The 17,996-nt window shown below is 41.1% G+C and carries 17 protein-coding genes; 8 read left to right on the plus strand and 9 right to left on the minus strand.

From position 1 onward, the window contains the following. Positions 1-52 precede the first annotated feature (52 nt). From HMAT_RS23830 to ytxJ, 4 genes are all read left to right on the plus strand, one after another. Positions 53-724: a tetratricopeptide repeat protein gene (locus tag HMAT_RS23830; RefSeq protein WP_104385331.1), complete on the plus strand. Its 672-nt coding sequence runs from the start codon at positions 53-55 to the stop codon at positions 722-724. An 83-nt stretch (positions 725-807) separates the two neighbouring features. Continuing rightward, entirely contained in the window at positions 808-1,296 is a 489-nt protein-coding gene (gene ribH / locus HMAT_RS23835) for a 6,7-dimethyl-8-ribityllumazine synthase (protein ID WP_104385332.1), read from the plus strand. A gap of 147 nt (positions 1,297-1,443) precedes the next feature. Further along, positions 1,444-2,184 (plus strand): hypothetical protein, encoded by a 741-nt coding sequence (locus HMAT_RS23840; protein ID WP_104385333.1) that lies wholly within the window; start codon positions 1,444-1,446, stop codon positions 2,182-2,184. Between the two features lie 2 nt (positions 2,185-2,186). Continuing rightward, complete coding sequence (gene ytxJ, locus HMAT_RS23845) at positions 2,187-2,516, plus strand: bacillithiol system redox-active protein YtxJ (RefSeq protein ID WP_199768748.1); 330 nt, start codon at positions 2,187-2,189, stop codon at positions 2,514-2,516. Here the strand turns inward: ytxJ and HMAT_RS23850 are convergent, their stop codons facing one another. The 5 genes from HMAT_RS23850 to HMAT_RS23870 form a co-directional block, all read right to left on the minus strand. Further along, the gene (locus HMAT_RS23850; RefSeq protein WP_104385334.1) at positions 2,517-3,359 is read right to left on the minus strand and encodes a cyanophycinase; all 843 of its coding nucleotides are present in this window, start codon (positions 3,357-3,359) and stop codon (positions 2,517-2,519) included. A 28-nt stretch (positions 3,360-3,387) separates the two neighbouring features. Further along, positions 3,388-4,443 carry an isoaspartyl peptidase/L-asparaginase family protein gene (locus HMAT_RS23855; protein ID WP_104385335.1) on the minus strand — a complete coding sequence of 352 codons (1,056 nt, stop codon included), beginning with the start codon at positions 4,441-4,443 and terminating at the stop codon, positions 3,388-3,390. A 1-nt stretch (position 4,444) separates the two neighbouring features. Further along, entirely contained in the window at positions 4,445-5,878 is a 1,434-nt protein-coding gene (locus HMAT_RS23860; RefSeq protein WP_104385336.1) for a RagB/SusD family nutrient uptake outer membrane protein, read from the minus strand. Positions 5,879-5,892: 14 nt separating this feature from the next. Then, complete coding sequence (locus HMAT_RS23865) at positions 5,893-9,021, minus strand: SusC/RagA family TonB-linked outer membrane protein (protein WP_104385337.1); 3,129 nt, start codon at positions 9,019-9,021, stop codon at positions 5,893-5,895. 100 nt (positions 9,022-9,121) lie between these two features. Next, positions 9,122-9,532: an RNA-binding S4 domain-containing protein gene (locus tag HMAT_RS23870; RefSeq protein ID WP_104385338.1), complete on the minus strand. Its 411-nt coding sequence runs from the start codon at positions 9,530-9,532 to the stop codon at positions 9,122-9,124. A gap of 174 nt (positions 9,533-9,706) precedes the next feature. Between HMAT_RS23870 and HMAT_RS23875 the strand changes: the two genes are divergently transcribed. The 4 genes from HMAT_RS23875 to folP all read left to right on the plus strand — a co-directional run bounded on the left by HMAT_RS23875 (position 9,707) and on the right by folP (position 12,606). Continuing rightward, positions 9,707-10,525, plus strand: a complete 819-nt coding sequence (locus tag HMAT_RS23875; RefSeq protein ID WP_104385339.1) for a 2,3,4,5-tetrahydropyridine-2,6-dicarboxylate N-succinyltransferase — start codon at positions 9,707-9,709, stop codon at positions 10,523-10,525. A gap of 28 nt (positions 10,526-10,553) precedes the next feature. After that, the gene (locus HMAT_RS23880; RefSeq protein ID WP_104385340.1) at positions 10,554-11,132 is read left to right on the plus strand and encodes an L-threonylcarbamoyladenylate synthase; all 579 of its coding nucleotides are present in this window, start codon (positions 10,554-10,556) and stop codon (positions 11,130-11,132) included. A gap of 158 nt (positions 11,133-11,290) precedes the next feature. Then, a complete protein-coding gene (locus tag HMAT_RS23885) occupies positions 11,291-11,770 on the plus strand; it encodes a DUF4920 domain-containing protein (RefSeq protein WP_104385341.1) in 480 nt (159 codons plus the stop codon). Beyond that, a complete protein-coding gene (gene folP / locus HMAT_RS23890) occupies positions 11,767-12,606 on the plus strand; it encodes a dihydropteroate synthase (RefSeq protein WP_104385342.1) in 840 nt (279 codons plus the stop codon). The genes HMAT_RS23885 and folP overlap by 4 nt, the downstream gene beginning before the upstream one ends. Positions 12,607-12,654: 48 nt before the next feature. Here folP and HMAT_RS23895 read toward each other — a convergent pair whose 3' ends face one another. The 4 genes from HMAT_RS23895 to HMAT_RS23910 all read right to left on the minus strand — a co-directional run bounded on the left by HMAT_RS23895 (position 12,655) and on the right by HMAT_RS23910 (position 17,680). Beyond that, on the minus strand, positions 12,655-13,677 hold the full coding sequence (locus HMAT_RS23895; protein ID WP_104385343.1) for a cytochrome-c peroxidase: 1,023 nt from the start codon (positions 13,675-13,677) through the stop codon (positions 12,655-12,657). 169 nt (positions 13,678-13,846) lie between these two features. After that, complete coding sequence (locus HMAT_RS23900; protein WP_104385344.1) at positions 13,847-14,710, minus strand: MbnP family protein; 864 nt, start codon at positions 14,708-14,710, stop codon at positions 13,847-13,849. A 31-nt stretch (positions 14,711-14,741) separates the two neighbouring features. Then, entirely contained in the window at positions 14,742-16,730 is a 1,989-nt protein-coding gene (locus HMAT_RS23905; protein WP_104385345.1) for a TonB-dependent siderophore receptor, read from the minus strand. Positions 16,731-16,735: 5 nt separating this feature from the next. After that, a complete protein-coding gene (locus HMAT_RS23910; RefSeq protein WP_104385346.1) occupies positions 16,736-17,680 on the minus strand; it encodes a hypothetical protein in 945 nt (314 codons plus the stop codon). Positions 17,681-17,996: the final 316 nt, after the last annotated feature.

Consider the following 17,996-nt stretch of genomic DNA (forward strand, 5'->3'; position numbering starts at 1 on the left):
GCAAATTTGCTCGAAAAGTGTATTTTTGCAATCCATATTTTACTGATTAGTAATGTCTAAAAATACAAATAATACAAATCAAGGTTTAAAACCTTCAAAAGGATCTTTTTTTCAAGATAACCAAAAAAGCGTTGCGTTTATTTTCGGTGGTATCATTGTATTGATTTTGCTGTACTTTGGATACGAGAAACTTTACTTGCAGCCAAGAGCAGAAGAAGCATCGAATCGCATGTATAAAGCCGAGCAGCTTGTTACAATTGACTCCTTACAGAATAAAGCTATTGCAGGTGACGGAGCATTCCTTGGTTTTAAACAAATTGCCGATGAGTATTCAAACACAAAATCTGCAAATATTGCAAATGCATACTTAGGAGGTCTTTACTTACGTCAAGGTAAATTTGATGATGCAGCAAAAGCATTGGAAAAATATTCACCCACAGGAAGTCAAATTTTAGACCCACTGGTTATCGGTTTAACAGGAGATGCCTATTCAGAGCTTAAAGACTATAAAAAAGCCGCTGATTATTATAAACAAGCTTCTGAAAAATCAAGCAACTCGTACACAACACCGTTATTTCTAAAAAAATTAGGACTTGTTTACGAGGCACAGAACGACTACAAAAGTGCTGAAACAGCGTACAAAAAAATCAAAACTGATTTCCCTGAAAGCCAAGAGGCATCTACTATAGATGGTCTATTGGGTAGAGTACAAGCACATTTATAAGAGATCATAAATTCACAAAAAAAGAGGCTATTTCATAGCCTCTTTTTTTGTGACCATCTAAATTCATTATCTTTGTATCTATTATGGCAAGTAGCATTAAAAATCTATCAGACTTTTCGCATATCCAAGTTGCGGATGCGAGTCCATTCAAATTTGCAATTGTGGTTGCACAGTGGAATGCAGAAATTACTGGTGCATTATTGAACGGCGCAATCTCGGGCCTAGAAAAACACGGCGCAAAAGAAAGTAATATTGAAATCATTGAAGTTCCGGGAAGCTTCGAGTTGACTTCTGGAGCGGATCTGGCATTAAGAAACCAAAGCTTTGATGCTGTCATCTGTCTGGGTTGTGTCATTCAGGGAGAAACCCGACATTTTGATTTTATTTGTCATGCTGTTGCTAATGGCGTTTCAAATGTAGGACTAAAGTATAACAAGCCCGTAATCTTCGGTGTACTGACAACAGACAATGTTCAACAAGCTTTGGATCGTGCTGGTGGCAAACATGGCAATAAAGGAGAAGAAGCTGCTATTACGGCAATACAAATGGCTGCCATTGCTAAAAAATTCTAGTTTGGTATCAATTTTGTCTAGTACTCAGTCATGAAAAAGTATTCTGGGCCAAAACATAAAAAAGCACAAGTACTTTTATTTTAAATAAATCGATTAATAAAGTATGGTAATATCTTATTAATCGATTTTTATTTTTTAGATATGATTATGAAAACATTATCGAATATACTTTTGGTATTTATGCTATCAATACTCTGTCAGGCACATCTGTCGGCTCAGGATGATAGTTTAAACAAACAGATCTGGCGTAGTATTGGTGGCCAAGACAAATGGGATTCCCTGCAATACTTAGCTTTTTCAGCGAAGGGAAATACGGTGTCTGAAGAGCTGTCTAATGAGGAGCGTAAATTCCTTTTTAACCGAACAACCGGAGAATGTAGATTCGACGGGTATAGCGGATCTGATCAGGTGACCTATTTATTCAATTTTAAAGGCAGTGGTACAGATAAGCTTTTTATTGGGGGCAATGTTGCAACAGATGGTCAGGAAATAAAAAAATCCATTAAAAACCAACTTTTTGTAGATCTCAATCTGCTTTTGCTACCAACGCTTATTGAGCAAAAAAGTATCCAGCTCAAAAATCAGGAAGAACGATTTATTGGCGGGCAAAAACTGACCATTGCAAGCATTACTTCATCAGGTGCAGTGCTGGGATCAAAGTTAGATGGTTTACTTTATATCGATCAAAATACGGGCGAGATTACACGTTATGATTACACGGATAAAGCAGAAAAAATCAGTTATGAGGTAAGTCGTTACAAGGAGATCGGTGACGGTATACGCTTACCAAGTCTATTTAGCTGCGCCAGCAATAATAAGAAAAGCTGCGTATTCTCTTCGGTCTCTTCCTTTGTACAAGTCGAGCAAAAAAAATTTAAAGAATTATAGTTATGATCAATTGGATAGAATTAAATACGGAAGAACAGTTACAGGAACTTTATCAGTCGGATAAGGTCTCCGCTATATTTAAGCACAGTACGACCTGTGGTATCAGCAACATGGCAAAGCGCAGCTTAGAACGTATGTCAAATACATCTGATCAGGATTATTCCATCTACCTGTTAGACTTATTACGCTACCGCGCACTTTCCAATGAAATTGCACAACGGTGGAATATTCAACATCAATCCCCCCAGATCCTTATCGTCGAAGGAAAAAACAGTCTTTACGATGCATCACATGGGGATATCCAATTTGATGAAATCGAAAAATACCTTTAGTTATTTTAGCTTAAACATTTTACCTTCATCATAGGCACTGAGCGTAAGATTGTCCCAAGTGATCATTCCATTGGATTTTTTCTTTAATCCACGTGGATTTTTGGCAACGATTACTTGGGATTCTCCAACCACTTTTACGTTATTCTGCCGCACGATAATTGCCGTTCCCTCATCGATCCCGATACAGGTCTTGTCGGGAAACTCTGCCAGGGCGGTAAAAAGTCTATTATATCGGCTTCTCTTCACAAAATGCTGATCTATAATGGCAGATTTTATCAGTCCCAAACCTTTGGCCGTCTCTAAATTTTTATGTTCCAGTCTATTGAATGTCGGCCGATAGGTTGAATCTTTTAATTGATTACCTGTAATCATCGTCTCGCTCATTATTGCCGCTCCAGCGCTTGTACCCGCTATACATGCACCTTGCTGATAAGCCATATGAATCGCATCGAACAATGCCGTATGCTCGACTATCGACATAAAACGGTTTTGATCCCCCCCTGTGATATAGATCAATTTAGCGTGACGCACGGAGTCAACCAAATGCTTATTTTCGGCGTCTGATTTTGAAAAATTGATACTGGTAACCTTATTTTTTGTTACCTCACTCAGTTGCTTTACCATATCCTCAACGGACTCTTTGGGCAAAGTTGAAGCCATTGGCAAGATCATAATATAGTCCGTTGACGAAAGCTGGGCCGCCTGTACCAAAGCTTCCATCAGATGCTCATCCTTATGTCCGCCACCGATAACAAACAGTGTCCCTTTAGGAGAAATCTTTGATTTTTGGCTGGCGAAAGAACACAGCACCACGACCACTATAATACACAACAACTTTTTCATGACAGCTTTCCCTTTATAATACGTTTGATTATTTATAAATTTCTACTTTTATCTTACCATCCTTGGTTACCGTCCCTCTATACATCCCCTCGGTATTAAAAGGCATAGCGACATGCCCCTCTTTATCCATAACGATCATTCCACCATCACCCCCCATCTTGCCGATCTGATCAATCACCGCTTGACCAGCTTGCCATACATTGTCTCCTTTGTATTCCATTAAAGCGGAAACAGAATATGCAGCTACATTACGGATATAGAATTCACCCCATCCCGTGCAGGAAACAGCACAAGTCATATTATTTGCATAGGTTCCGGCGCCAATAATCGGCGAATCGCCAACACGACCGAATTTTTTATTTGTCATTCCACCTGTTGAAGTTCCAGCAGCTAAATTCCCCTGATTATCCAGTGCGACACAGCCCACCGTCCCAAATTTATAATCCTTATTAATGATGCCCAAACGCAAACTCTGCTTTTGATCATGATCGAGCTGCATTTTAGTACTGTCTTCTTTTTTAATTTTTTGCAATGCATCCCAACGCATTTTAGTCCAGAAGTAGGATGGATCCACTAGCTGCAAACCTGCTTCTTTGGCAAACTCTTCTGCTCCTTTGCCTACCATCATGACATGTTCCGATTTTTCCATCACCGCACGCGCTGCAGAAATTGGATTTCTGATAGTTGTAACGCCAGCAACTGCACCGGCAGCTAATGTCTTCCCATCCATAATAGACGCGTCCAGTTCATTTTTGCCCGCATTCGTAAACACCGCCCCCTTTCCGGCATTGAACAAGGGCGAATCTTCCATCACGTGAATCGCCTGTTCTACGGCATCCAAGCTGGAATTCCCTTGCTTCAATTGGTCATAACCGACTTTTAAAGCTTGCTCCAAAACGGTTTTATAAGCCTGTTCCATCGAGTCAGTCATATTTTTTTTCAAAATTGTCCCCGCTCCGCCATGAATTGCCAGAACAAATTGTTCCTTCACCATTTCTTGTGTTTCCTTTCCATCATTATGATTACAGGAAAGCGTCACCGCAGCAGTCCCCATAATCACTGCTATCATTGCATGTATCTTCATTTTATTCTTTTATATAACCTGGATTTTGAACCATATTTTTATTGACAAATATTTCATCTGCAGGAATTGGAAAACTGTATTGCGCTTTTGAAGGTTCCAGCAATAATGCTCCTGCCGTATTTACAGCATCTTGAGCTCCTCGACGAACGGGCATTTTCCTTCTTTTTAAATCAAAAAAACGATGTCCCTCAAATGCTAATTCCTTGTAACGCTCAGCCAAAACAGCGTCAATTAGTTCGTCTTTGGAGGATATGAGCTGATTTTGATAATCTTGAATACGCGCCCTCCTTAAGGTGTTCAAATCATTATTTGCTTCATTGAGTTTATTGGTCTCCGCATTGGCCTCCGCCCGGATCAGGTACATCTCGCCTGTTCTAAATAATTTTACGTCTACGAGGCCAGTTGTTGCATCAGCTTCTTTACGGCCCAAATATTTTCCAATCAGGTACTGTTGTTTCCCTGCCCCACGATTGGGGTCATCGAGAATATAGCTTCTAAAACGTATATCTTTATTCTTGTCAAATAAAGCAATCAACTTATTTGAAGGTGTGTAAAGTGCTATTTCGCCGTCCTGTCTAAAGAACATCGCCCCGATAGGTCCTTCAGCTGGAGAATCCTCGTCCTTTGGAAGATCCGCAGCAGTCCTATGCAACGAAAAAACAACCTCATTGGAACTCTCGTCTGACCATATTTTCGGAAAGGAAATTCTATCCGCCAAGGGTTTTGCTGCGATGACTTTCGATGAAGCCGTAATTGCCAAGGTCCAATCTTTTGCATATAAAGCGGCTCTTGCCTGCAATGCATATAAACCTGTTTTAGAAAAGCGGTACATCGCTTCCTCATCTCCAATTAATGCCAAAGCATCGTTAATATCCTTTTGGGCCAAATTGAATACTTCGGCAACCGTATTCCGCCGGGGATGTCCTATTTCAGACTTCATCATATAGGGTATGCCCAATGCGGTAGGTTCATAACCGGCGGCATAAGCTCTCAACAATTCAACGTGTGCAAAAGCACGTATGGCCAACAACTCCCCTTGGTAATGCTTCTTCTTATTAGCATCCACTTTCTCTAATTTTTCGAGCCCTGCCAAAGCGCGATTCGCGCGATCTATGACAACATAATACTCACCAAATGCACTCGTCACCGAGGAGCTTGAAGCCGTATACTGCCAACGGTATGCACTCACATTGCCAACCGTATTTTCTGAGGGGTAAATCGCTTCATCCGAAACAACCACACTATTTCCGATGAGCGTATAGGTCATCCCTGCATAGGCTCCTTTGATGGCCATATCGATGTCTTCCAGATTACGGTAAGCCTTTTCAGGATCAATGGTATCTGAAGGTTTCAGATCTAATTTATTACAGGAATATAAAGTTGCCAAGCCCACAGTAAAGAGGCCAATTCTCAACATATTTTTAAATAATTTCATTACTGTAGTCTTTTTTAAAAGTTAACACTAAATCCTGCGGTATATGTCCTCGGTGCAGGATAGTTAAAACGGCTAATCCCCTCACTATTTTCGGGGTCAAGCCCTCGCCAAGACGTCCAGGTTAATAGATTTTGCCCCTGAAAGAAAATTCGGGCTCCTTTAATCACCTTTTGATCTCCAAACAACGTTTTCGGAAACTGATAAACCAAATTCACATTCCGCAATCTGAGGAAGGAGGCGTCCTGGATATCTTTGGACGTATATTCGCGCGGTATATCAATCCGCTGTAAAATAGCATTATCCCCCGGTTGTTTCCAGCGGTCCGTAAGCATGCGTATACTTTGGTTACTCGTCATATAGCTTGAATTCTCATTATAAAAATCCTCGTTATTCCAACGGCGCACGTCACTAACAAATGCAAACAAGGCGTCCAACGAGAGGCTTTTCCAACGAACAGTTGTATTAAATCCACCGACCCATTTCGGGAACATGCTTCCGGATTTCGTAACAGCCTGTGAAGTTTCGTCGTATTCGGTCGTTACACTGCCGTCACGGTTATAATACTGTGCATCACCCGTTTGGGGATTAACCCCGGCCCACTCAGGCGCATAATAGGTTCCATAGGGCAGTCCAACTCGCATGATACGTGTATCTCCATCTAAAACCTCTGTCAATGCATCAGAAAGGTACAATATCGTATTCTTATTATACGAGGCATTGACGCCTAAAGTCAGCCCCCAATCCGTCGTCTTAACAACGTCACCGGACACGCTCATTTCCACTCCCCTATTACGCATCTTGCCCGTGCTCAATGGTAGCTTACGATCCAAGAATCCCGATGTCAAGGAAATCGGCTGATCAAAAAACATATTCTTGGTTATTTTATTGTAATAATCCATGGCAACACGAAGCCGCTTTGATGGAAAAAGCTCCAAATCAAATCCAGCATTGAATTCATCCACATATTCCCAGTCATAATTCGGGTTTCCGGGATCATAAGGACGAATGGCCGTTTCGCCGCCATAGGTAATATCCTTTCTAAAAGTTGCCAAGTAATTGAAATCACCATTAATTGTACTGGCCGTGGTACCATAACTAGCTCGTAGGGATAAGCCTTTTATAAATTCATTGGACTTCAGGAATTCCTCTTCCTTGATATTCCAATTGGCGCCAAACGAGTAGAAACCATGCCAACGATTGGCTTCCGCCACACGTGATGAGCCATCATAACGATAACTTGCCGTCAACGAATAGCGATTGTCATAGGTATACCTTCCCAAGGCCATATACGAAGCCAACGCATATTTCGTGCGCCCGCCCAAAATTGCAGGTAAATAGGTCGGACTTACTGTTACACCATTCGGATTCTCGGGCAAGCGGCTGTCAATACCGTAGCCTTTGTACCCAAAAGCGCGGTTACGTCGATATAAATATTCAAAATAAGCAGAGAGCTCCAAGTTGTGTTTTTCGTCAAAAGTATTTTGATAGGTTAATCCTGTGGTACTGATCAGATTGGTAGAGCGGAGATTGTCTTCTGCGAACAGTCCCTTCCCACCAAGCGTCGGATCCCTATCCCTTGATCCATAATAAGAATCTGGGTCGATATAATCTTGGCCGGTAGTCGTATTATAATCTATCCCCAATCGCGTATGGACTTTTAAAGTCGGCAGCAATTGATAATTGAGATTGAGACCAACATTAGTATTAAATAATTCAGAAGAACTGCTTGAGTTGAGCAAGCGCTCCAATCCAGCACTCCCCTCACGTTGATCTAAAATAAAGTAATCGTCTTCATTCCCAAAATGAATAAGCGTTCCGTCCGGTGCATATGGATATTCATAAGGTAGTGCATAATAGACTGATGCCATAGACGATCCGACACGTGAGGCTCCTACACCTTCGGTAAATTTCGAATTTGTATACCCAAGGGTCACATTTATTCCTCCTGAAAGTTTCCCCTTGTCAAAATCCACATTATTCTTCAAGGTATATCGATCAAGACCAGATCGAATGGCAACACCCTCTTGTTTATAGTACCCCGCACTACTATAGAACCGCACATGCTCCCCGCCTCCACTCACATTCACCTGCTGATCCATAAACTTTCCATTGCGAAAGAAGTAATCACGCCAGTCAACATTAATCCCCCTCAAACTATCCAAAATTTGAGCTGCGCGAGCCTTATAAACTGGAGTTCCGCTGACCACATCAGGATTTTTAGGTGAATAGGTCCATCCAGGCCCTATGCCTTCATTATTATCTGGATCGACAAATGCCCCCAACTCTTCTTCAAATTGCAAACGTTGTTGCGTATTCATCATCTGGAATTTCGGCCGTGTCAGTTTGGAAATACCATATTGAGAATTAAAATTCACATTTAACTGACCAGATTTACCTTTTTTTGTCGTGATGACAATCACACCGTTTGAACCTCTGGATCCGTATAGAGATTTTCCCGTTGCATCGCGCAATACATTGACAGATTCAAAATCATTTGCGCTAAAATTCTTCAGTTCCGAAGTGGCAATAGGAATTCCATCGATCACATAAAGTGGATCTGAGATACCATTTATCGAACCCACTCCCCGTATGACAACAGAAGCAGTAGCGCCGGGTTGCCCTGAGCTAGCCATCACACTCATCCCTGGAACACGCCCCTGGAGCATTTGATCCACCGAAGCCATAGGTACCTGCTCTAAATCTTTTGCTTTTACGGTGGTTGAGACATTGGCAGATTGCTTTCTGGAATAGTTCGTATAACCTGTCACGGTCACATCCTCCAATACCGTACTCTTATTTGCCAATGTAATTGCTAAGGGGCCCGAACCATTGACAGAGACTGTCTGTCGATCATAGCCTACAGAGGAGAATTCCAATTGATCACCTTGTTTTGCAGCAATACTAAAACTCCCATCCGGAGCAGACTGCGCGGTTGTTCCTGCCGTCAAATTTCTGACCGTGACAGCACCTATGCCCTGCCCCTTCCCATCAAGAATTTTTCCTCGAATAGTTTGTTGCAATCCTAAAGATGAATATCCATAATTGGCAGATGAGATGGAATTTCCAGACTTGGCAATAGTCGGTGATAGATTTAGGGTAAGCGCTAGTGTCATCAGCGCTTGTGCGTGCATGCTACCTCTCATAATTATTTGCATTTTGGTCAGTGTTAAAGCCGATCCATAGGGACAACTTTAGTTAACCTAAAATGCAAATAATTATCGAAGAAATGAAATGTTTTTTACCTTATTCATCTTCTTTGTCCCACCAGTCGGATGCCTGTAAATCATCTATTTCACGACGATCCTTCTTCGTGGGTCTTCCCGTTCCGCGATCCCGTTTAAGAACCGGCGCCTGAAACACCGACTTGTAGCCTACAGTCTCTTCCACTGGGGTTTGATCTTCATAAAACTGAACCGCAGTTTTTGCATCCACCCGGCGCTCAAGAAGGCCGGTTACCTGCACGACTTTCTTTTCTATTCCTTTTTGGATATGATAGATATCACCGATTTTAACCTCGTAAGAAGGTTTAATATTTTGACCTTTCAGCTTGACCCGTCCCGCCTTACAGGCTTCAGTTGCCAAAGTTCGCGTCTTAAACAATCTTATCGACCATAAATATTTATCAATTCTCAATTTTTCTGATGCTGGAGCCATAGTTCAAAAATAATTATATTAGCAAATTATCGTGGTATTTCCACCGAAAATTAACATAATTCCCCTATGAATATTTTCTTCATGACAGGAGAGATCGATAAAGTTGCTTTTAAATGCAACTTTATCTAAGTTTGTACATCAAAATAAACAAATTCAAATAAGCAAACAAATAATATGGTAGAGCCACTTAAAAAATTGATTGAGGAAACTTGGGAAGATAGACAGTTATTGGAGTATAAAGAATATACAGAAGCAATTCGTACGGTGATCATGAAACTGGATAGCGGTGAAATCCGTGTAGCGGAAATGATCGGAACGAGGTGGCATGTCAATGACTGGATCAAGAAAGCTGTGATCTTGTATTTCCCGATCAATGATATGCGTGAAATGACGGCCGGTCCTTTTGTATTCCACGATAAAATGAAGTTAAAAACAGATTACAAACATACGGGTGTACGTGTTGTTCCCGGAGCTTCTGCACGTCTGGGCGCGTATTTAGCGAAAGGAGTAATCATGATGCCTTCATACGTTAATATCGGTGCTTATGTCGATGAGGGTACAATGGTAGATACTTGGGCGACAGTAGGATCTTGTGCTCAAATCGGTAAACATGTACATTTAAGTGGCGGCGTTGGTATCGGTGGCGTACTTGAACCTGTTCAAGCTGCTCCAGTTATCATTGAAGATAACGTATTTATCGGATCAAGAGCCATCGTTGTTGAAGGAATTCGTGTAGAAAAAGAAGCAGTATTAGGTGCTAATGTTGTATTGACAGCATCGACAAAAATCATCGATGTTACCGGACCTGAACCAGTAGAATATAAAGGTTATGTGCCTGCACGCTCGGTTGTCATCCCTGGATCTTACACCAAAAAATTTGCTGCGGGCGAATATCAAGTTCCTTGTGCATTGATCATTGGCCAACGTAAAGAATCTACGGATAAGAAAACTTCATTAAATGATGCTTTGCGTGAGCATAATGTCGCTGTCTAAATTCAAGCCGGAACTAAAGAAATAAAAAATGAGCGCATTCGTGGATCGTGAGGATTTAAACAAGGCGTTGGAAACGCTGAAAGCAGGTGGATTAATCTTATACCCAACAGATACGATCTGGGGGATAGGCTGTGATGCTACTAATCCGGAAGCTGTAGAGAAAGTCTTTCAATTGAAGGGAAGAGATAAATCCAAGAGTCTGATCGTCCTTTTACATAACGACAACCAATTGGCAAGTTATGTGAACGAAATCCCGGACGTTGCTTATCAGCTTATTGAATATACGGACAAGCCATTGACAATTGTCTATTCGAATGCCAAAAATCTGGCCCCCAATGCTATTGCAGAGGACGGCTCGATTGGCATTCGAATTGTCAAACATCCTTTTTGCGAACAACTTCTACAACGCTTCCGTAAGCCTATTATTTCCACTTCAGCAAATATCAGTGGTGGGCCTACAGCGAAAGATTTTGACGAAATCGCTGAAGAGATCAAGGCAGGTGTAGACTATATTGTCGCTTACGATAGACATGTAAAAACTGATGGTAAATCGTCTACCATCATGAAACTAGATCCGAGCGGTAAATTTGAATTTATTCGAAAGTAGTAGAAAGCTCTCCAATTTTTTTTAAATATAAAATGGGATAAAACGCCTTCTACCATCTTGATTACCGCTTGAAAGAGACAGGCCATGAAAATCGTGCTTGCGCTGATGAAGTAAATCGGGGAGTTTCATCAACTTTAACACTCAACTTATATATACAGATGAAAAAGATCATTTTATTTTTTGCCCTGGCAATTACTATAAATACACAATTACATGCGCAAAAAAAGGAGATTCCTTCCGCAAAGCCCGGTGTAAAATATGGAAAGGAAATTCAGGCAAATAAGGCGATTTCTGTTGTTAAACTGGAAAAAGAGCTAAGTAACAAAAATACTTTCACTGGCAAAATTGAGGGTAAGGTTGTTGAAGTCTGTAAGAAGAAAGGTTGTTTCATGACCTTAGCCCGCGATGGGGAAGAGCCTATTATGGTACGTTTTAAAGATTACGGATTCTTTATGCCTGCTGATATCATCGGTAAAACTGTCGTTGTCGAAGGCGTAGCCAAGAAGAAAGAAACCTCAGTGGCAACACTGCAACATGCTGCAAAAGATCTCGGTAAATCTCAAGCCGAAATAAATCAGATTACTCAGCCAAAAAACGATATTAATATTGTTGCTGACGGCGTACTTGTGGTCAGATGAAAAAATTTCAGACAGCAACTGCCCCATCCATCAATGTAGGTGGCAAACTAATGACATTTGAGAAACCTATTGTGATGGGTATACTCAATGTTACCCCCGACTCCTTCTATGACGGCGGGGATAATACCACTGTGGAGAAAGCCCTGGAAAAAGCACAAAATCTGATACAGGCCGGCGCTCAAATACTCGATATAGGAGCCTATTCTTCACGTCCGGGTGCTCCATTAATCTCTTCTCAGGAAGAAATGGACAGAGCACTTCCACCTATCCTGGCAATCAGAGAAGCCTTTCCAGAAGCCATCTTATCCATAGACACTTTTCGAGCAGATGTCGCTGCCGAAGCTATTGACGCTGGTGTACATATCATCAATGATGTCTCGGGAGGTACGCTTGATGAGGAAATGTTTGCCACAGTAGCCAAATACCAAGTACCCTATATCCTCATGCACATGCGTGGTACTCCCGAAAATATGCAGAAGCAAACAGAGTATACCGATATTGTGACCGATGTTGCTACCTTTCTAGGTGAAAGCGTAGCGCAGTTAAGGGATTTGGGGGTAAAAGACATTATCCTAGATCCGGGGTTCGGCTTTGCAAAAACGATCGACCAAAATTATGAGTTATTATATCGCGTTAATGAGCTCCACTATTTTGGTCTTCCAATTTTAGGTGGAATATCACGTAAATCCATGATTTATAAAAAATTGGGTATTGCAGCACAGGAAGCTCTGAATGGTACAACAGCATTGAATACATTACTCTTAGAAAGAGGAGTACAACTATTGCGTGTTCACGATGTCGCAGAGGCAAAACAGCTGATTGATCTCTTCTTTTAGAGCAGTGTGCACACGATTTGTATAGACATCGTTCCGGGTATGTAGTATTTACTTCCCAAGAAATGTTGGATCACTTAATGTTTCTATAAAAGCGATAATATCCTGCTTTTCCTGTTCTGATAATGGAATTCGATTACCGTTTTCTTTAAGAATAGGATCTAGATTTTCCGCTTCTAACACGCCTTTATCAAAATAATCCAAAACAGATCTTAAGGTTGGAAATTGACCAAAACTTCCGTAAGGCGCTGTGTAAGCCGCATTTCTTAAAGAGGGAACACGAAAAGCCATCTGATCTGCATGTCGTCCAGTAACCCGACCTCGTCCTGCTTCTTCAGGATTAGGATTCAATGGAAAGCCTACATTTCTAAAGCTCTGATCAGTAAAAAGCTCCGTACCATGACAACTTGCACATTTACTCTTGAAAGTTGTATACCCTCTCTCCTCTTCCGCTGTAAGTCGCTCGCCTTCATTTCTTATTACACGATCATATTTGCTATTAGCAGAGATCAATGTATACTCGTATTGTGCAATACTGCGATAAATTCGATCAGCCGTTATGCTTGCATCGCCAAATGCTTTTTGAAATAATTTTTTATAATCGGCATCAACACCAATTTTACCGATCACTTCCAAGATAGAAGAGTTCATTTCTTCATGTGTTATAATCGGAACGAGAGGTTGTTTTTCCAATTGCAGGATATTTCCATCCCAATTATAAAACTTCATAAATGCCATGTTTTGAACAGCGGGCGTATTACGAAGTCCCACCCGTTCATAAATTCCAACTGCCTGCTGTTTTCCATCTGAAAAAGCTAGACTGGGATTGTGACAACTCGCACAGGAAATCGTATTATTTCCGCTGAACCTCTTTTCATGAAATAATTTCTCCCCTAATTCCACGCCATATTTTGTAGGTCTATTCTCAGCAACAGAACCATTTAATGCGGGGAATCCGGCCGGTATCTGCAGAGAAATTTCAGGATTGTCCTCTTCAACGGATTCATGCATATCGCCTTTACTGCATGACAATGCAATCAACAATACACTTAAAATACAGATTACTGTTTTCATGAGGGTAAATGATTTTGAAAAAAGAATGGAGCCATTATGTCTATTTTTTTTAACGAACAAGGCCCAAGCAGATTTTTATAGCAAGACAAGGCCATCATCTGAATAGGGTAGCTTTCTAAAATTTAAATTTCCCTACTCTTGATGGCCTTATCGTTAATTTATTTTTTCGTTAGTTATTTTCAACACTTTCGACCGAAAACATGCCGCTTTTATCGTCTTTACCATTACCACCAATATTATTTACAAATATTTCCATGGCTTCCATGCTGCTATGCTGACTCGGCGTCGTTGCATTTTTCGCTGTTAGGGCAACTTTTTCCTTGCCACTTAAGAGTTTATCAAGGTTTGCTTTGATCGTGATCTTTGGGGCATTGTTCCCAACCAGAGCGGTAGTCGTGAGATCCAGTGTAATATCGCGATAAGCATCCACCCCCTGTGTATATGTTTCAGGCTGACCGCTCGTTCCATTCAAGGTACTTCCCGTATGGATCTTAAATGCATTATTTTCGGCGCCATAGAATCCTTCGATCTTCGTAAAGCGGTATCCAGTAGCCCATTGCCACATCATATCCGTATCGTTTGCACCCGCTGCTGCATAAAACGCTGGAAACTTTACCTGATCCACCGTATTGATTTCTTGCTTTACCCCTAATCCAAACTTGAGCTGACGATATTCGCCAACGGGTATATTTGTTAAAACGTAGTCCAGACTTGCTGGTTTGGCCTGATTCACCACAGTAGCCCCTTTATCCAGGTCATTTACATTGTAAGGAATCTCGGTTCCATCAGCTTTGACAAGCCGAATATTACTGACAACATACTTGAGTTCGGAGAGGTGGTGTACCTGGCCCATTTCTGATGTGTTAACTGTTGCATCATTGGATACTCCACCAAGGACAATGGTGTTATTTTTGAATGTGTTGTTAAAATGTAAGCTGATATTATTTGCAACAGAGTTATTGTCATTTTTGCTACAAGAAATCATTGTTAATGAAACAGCAGATAAAATTAGATAGTTCGTTAATTTTTTCATTATGTGTGTTATTTAAATGTGATTGATTTTTTTAAAAATTGACTTTTAAGGATGTAAAAATATTCCGTCCCATCCGGGGGATATTTCCCCAATCCGCATAGGTACTATAATATTCATTCAACAGGTTCTCGGCACCAAACTGAAAGACAGACTTGAACTTACCAAGACTGAAACTGTAATCGGCCGACAGGCTCCATATTTTGTAAGCGCCCGTTAGATCTTCGCCGTACATGGGACTGTAGTTGATCTGTGCAAAATCTCCGTGTAAGGAGGTCCGCAAGCCGAGTCTTTTATACCCATAATGCAGTGAAGTCTGATAACTCAACGGACGTATAAAAGGTAGATTCCCGCCTTCATCATCCTTTCCTCTTGCATAGGTAAGCACGGCTTTCCAATGCAGGTTATCCAGGATTTTATAATCTACATTAACAGCTGTATTAAACAGCGTAGCCTTATTTAAAGAAGTATAACCCTTTACACCGACGGATTGATAATTCATAGGACTTCCTAAACTCAGAATCCGTCCAATGATATAATTGTTGATGTAGAAATAGTTGACTTTTGCAGCAATACTTAGCTTCTCGGTCTTGAATCCAACGCTGGCGTTGCCCTCATAAGAAATCTCATTCTTTAGATCGGGGTTTCCGATATAATCGTAACGGTCGAAGCTATTATAAATATAATAGCCATAGGCTTCGGACACGGAAGGCGCGCGATGGCCAAAACCTGTTCCTACCGAAATATCAAACTGATTTAAGTTCAACTCGTAGCTGGCGTGTAGGCCCGGAAGCCATCTATTCTTTTTTTGTGGCGTTCCTGGATGGAAAATCCAGTTAAATTCCACGTATTTGGAATAGTTATAGTTCCAGCCTAACGAACCACCGAGATTCACTTTGCTTCTTTCTGAAATTTCCCAGGAATTATTCATTGCAACACTTGCAAAACGGGTTGTTACCCAAGGCCAGCTATAAGCAAACATGGTCTGTTTGGAACGATCCTGAGGGTACATCCGCATTTCCGCTATCGAAAGATTATCGTAGGCATTGAACTGTACCTCTGAAGAATATCGATCTTTCTTTAAATTTATTTTTGATACCAATCCGTACGTCGTACTCCATCCGGGCATATCCATGTGTACCAAATTCTCCGGCCGTGTCGTATCATCCATGTAGTGCTCCACAGCATTGAAATAAACTTTGGTATCCCAGACCTTTACCAGACCTTGCTCAAACAATTGTTTATAGGATGCGGATGTAATAATCGCCCGTGATAGCCAAAGGTCCATGGGCAAAGCTGGGAAACCCACATCTTTTGCACGGTCAAATATCGCATCTACCCGGATGGCAGAAAGTGGGCTTGTCTTATAGGCTAGACCCAATGATGCATTCAGTTTATTAAATTGTGAGTGCAGCACTTCCTTGTCATTTCCGTCATAATAATTACCGGCTTTCCGAAAGGCAATGCTGCCATCAGCCACGAAGTTATCTGTTGAATAGAACAGATTTCCAAGGTTAAATGCTTGCTTATTGTTAAACTCGAACCCTGTCTGATACGCACCGCCTACTTTTTGCTCCAGACCAAAGGGGGTACTTCTCCTTTTTAGATCTATACTTCCAGCCACTGTTGCCCCATGCATACTCCCCTCCTGACCTGACTTGATATCAATGGAAGACAGGTTATTGCTCTCCACATAGGAAGTAATGGGATCCATCTTATCCGTACAGGCGCCAAAAATATGCATACCATCAATTGTGATTGTGGAACGCTCAGTACTCATGTTATTCAGTAAGGGTTCCCATGCATAGGCCCCACGTTTGATAAAGCTGATACTCTCTGATGAAGCCAAAAACTCATCGACAGAGACAGCCATTTTCATATCGCTTTCGATCTTTCGCTTGATTATAGCCTCAACCTTGACTTCTCCCAATCGTCTCGTTGTATCTCTTTTTACCGGGATAATTTGTCCATTAACATCCAATCCAAGAGAAAGAATAAAAAGAATTAGACTTAATTTCTTCATGACTCTTAGAATAAAATATCGAGATGTAGCTCGCTCTTACGTCCTTCCACTCCCGGTGTAAAATCCTTTGGCACCTCGGTACCGCGGATCACTTTTCCAGCTGGATCCAATAGGATAAAATTTAATGTCCAATTTCCTGTCATGGTATAATTTACCACACCATGGTATAAACCATCCTTGTCCTGTAACAAATCTTTGTTGTTAGGAGATGAGTGATTGCCCATGGAAGGTTCAGGCATGCGCGGGTCTAACTTCAACGTATAACGCTCAACCTGCGAATAGGAAAATTGCAGTTGATTAGTGATCTCCTTCGCCGAAGAATCAAGCAACTTGTTCAATTTATAGATACCAGCGACCAATTTATTTTCGGCGACATTTGGCTTCTGCGGAGCAATCAATGCGATGACATACTGCTCATCATCCCCCCCTGTAAACATCGTCATATTCAAATTTTTATTCGGCTGTTGTCTAACCGACACCTCTTTTATCAAGGAGAAGGATTGATTACCGACGGTAAAATTGATATAGAGTGCCCAACTACCCGCGGCATCGCTTTCGGTAGTGAAAACCGTATAACCTGAAAAATACTTATCCGCCGATTTATAATCGAAATTATACCGATTTGGACATGAACTCTTCTCTCCCATGACAGTGGTCCTAATAGGCAGAAATGTAAGATCCGACACTTCCACGGGAGTATTTGTTTGTGTATTCTTAATTCTTACGCGGATATCATTATAACCACGATATAATACACCATTTAAAGCTTCTATACTGACCGTATAATTAGCGGTTACAGCATTTGAGACTTCCTTAAATTCAGTATTCTCTTCAATTACATCTCCCCTTTCGGCTTCATAATTTGTTTTTCCTTTTGTACATGATCCGAGAAACACACACGCAAGAGCAGCATAAAAAACTATTGTTTTTACCAATATACTTACCTTCATAAAAATACCATGTTAGCTTAGTTAACAGGTAATCCGTTGTAGTACAGGCTCAAGAATGGTTAGAAGAGAATAACATATAGACAGTGGACCGCGCCTATCAGAAAGGTAGCCGCAATACATATCCTATCCTAGAAATTTTTCTAAATTACCCGGAACCCGTCATCCAAAAACAGACAACCTGTTCAAATAAAGTTTTCATCTGTTTAATTTTGTTATTCATTAGTCCATTTTCCTTTTAAGGCATTCACGCTGCCTTAGGTGGTATCAGGTGTGATGGAACCATCAGAATACACTATTGCTTAAACACGATGAAGTG

It is taken from the genome of Sphingobacterium sp. HMA12, assembly GCF_002933815.1.
Taxonomy (GTDB): Bacteria; Bacteroidota; Bacteroidia; order Sphingobacteriales; family Sphingobacteriaceae; genus Sphingobacterium.

Bases quoted from the DNA above. Each gene is read 5' to 3' on its own strand.
- HMAT_RS23905 (WP_104385345.1), bottom strand. From the start codon at position 16,730: ATGAAGAAATTAAGTCTAATTCTTTTTATTCTTTCTCTTGGATTGGAT.
- HMAT_RS23885 (WP_104385341.1), top strand. From the start codon at position 11,291: ATGAAAAAGATCATTTTATTTTTTGCCCTGGCAATTACTATAAATACA.
- ribH (WP_104385332.1), top strand. From the start codon at position 808: ATGGCAAGTAGCATTAAAAATCTATCAGACTTTTCGCATATCCAAGTT.
- ytxJ (WP_199768748.1), top strand. From the start codon at position 2,187: ATGATCAATTGGATAGAATTAAATACGGAAGAACAGTTACAGGAACTT.
- HMAT_RS23865 (WP_104385337.1), bottom strand. From the start codon at position 9,021: ATGAGAGGTAGCATGCACGCACAAGCGCTGATGACACTAGCGCTTACC.
- HMAT_RS23840 (WP_104385333.1), top strand. From the start codon at position 1,444: ATGAAAACATTATCGAATATACTTTTGGTATTTATGCTATCAATACTC.
- HMAT_RS23830 (WP_104385331.1), top strand. From the start codon at position 53: ATGTCTAAAAATACAAATAATACAAATCAAGGTTTAAAACCTTCAAAA.
- HMAT_RS23900 (WP_104385344.1), bottom strand. From the start codon at position 14,710: ATGAAAAAATTAACGAACTATCTAATTTTATCTGCTGTTTCATTAACA.
- HMAT_RS23855 (WP_104385335.1), bottom strand. From the start codon at position 4,443: ATGAAGATACATGCAATGATAGCAGTGATTATGGGGACTGCTGCGGTG.
- HMAT_RS23895 (WP_104385343.1), bottom strand. From the start codon at position 13,677: ATGAAAACAGTAATCTGTATTTTAAGTGTATTGTTGATTGCATTGTCA.
- HMAT_RS23875 (WP_104385339.1), top strand. From the start codon at position 9,707: ATGGTAGAGCCACTTAAAAAATTGATTGAGGAAACTTGGGAAGATAGA.
- folP (WP_104385342.1), top strand. From the start codon at position 11,767: ATGAAAAAATTTCAGACAGCAACTGCCCCATCCATCAATGTAGGTGGC.
- HMAT_RS23870 (WP_104385338.1), bottom strand. From the start codon at position 9,532: ATGGCTCCAGCATCAGAAAAATTGAGAATTGATAAATATTTATGGTCG.
- HMAT_RS23850 (WP_104385334.1), bottom strand. From the start codon at position 3,359: ATGAAAAAGTTGTTGTGTATTATAGTGGTCGTGGTGCTGTGTTCTTTC.
- HMAT_RS23910 (WP_104385346.1), bottom strand. From the start codon at position 17,680: ATGAAGGTAAGTATATTGGTAAAAACAATAGTTTTTTATGCTGCTCTT.
- HMAT_RS23880 (WP_104385340.1), top strand. From the start codon at position 10,554: ATGAGCGCATTCGTGGATCGTGAGGATTTAAACAAGGCGTTGGAAACG.
- HMAT_RS23860 (WP_104385336.1), bottom strand. From the start codon at position 5,878: ATGAAATTATTTAAAAATATGTTGAGAATTGGCCTCTTTACTGTGGGC.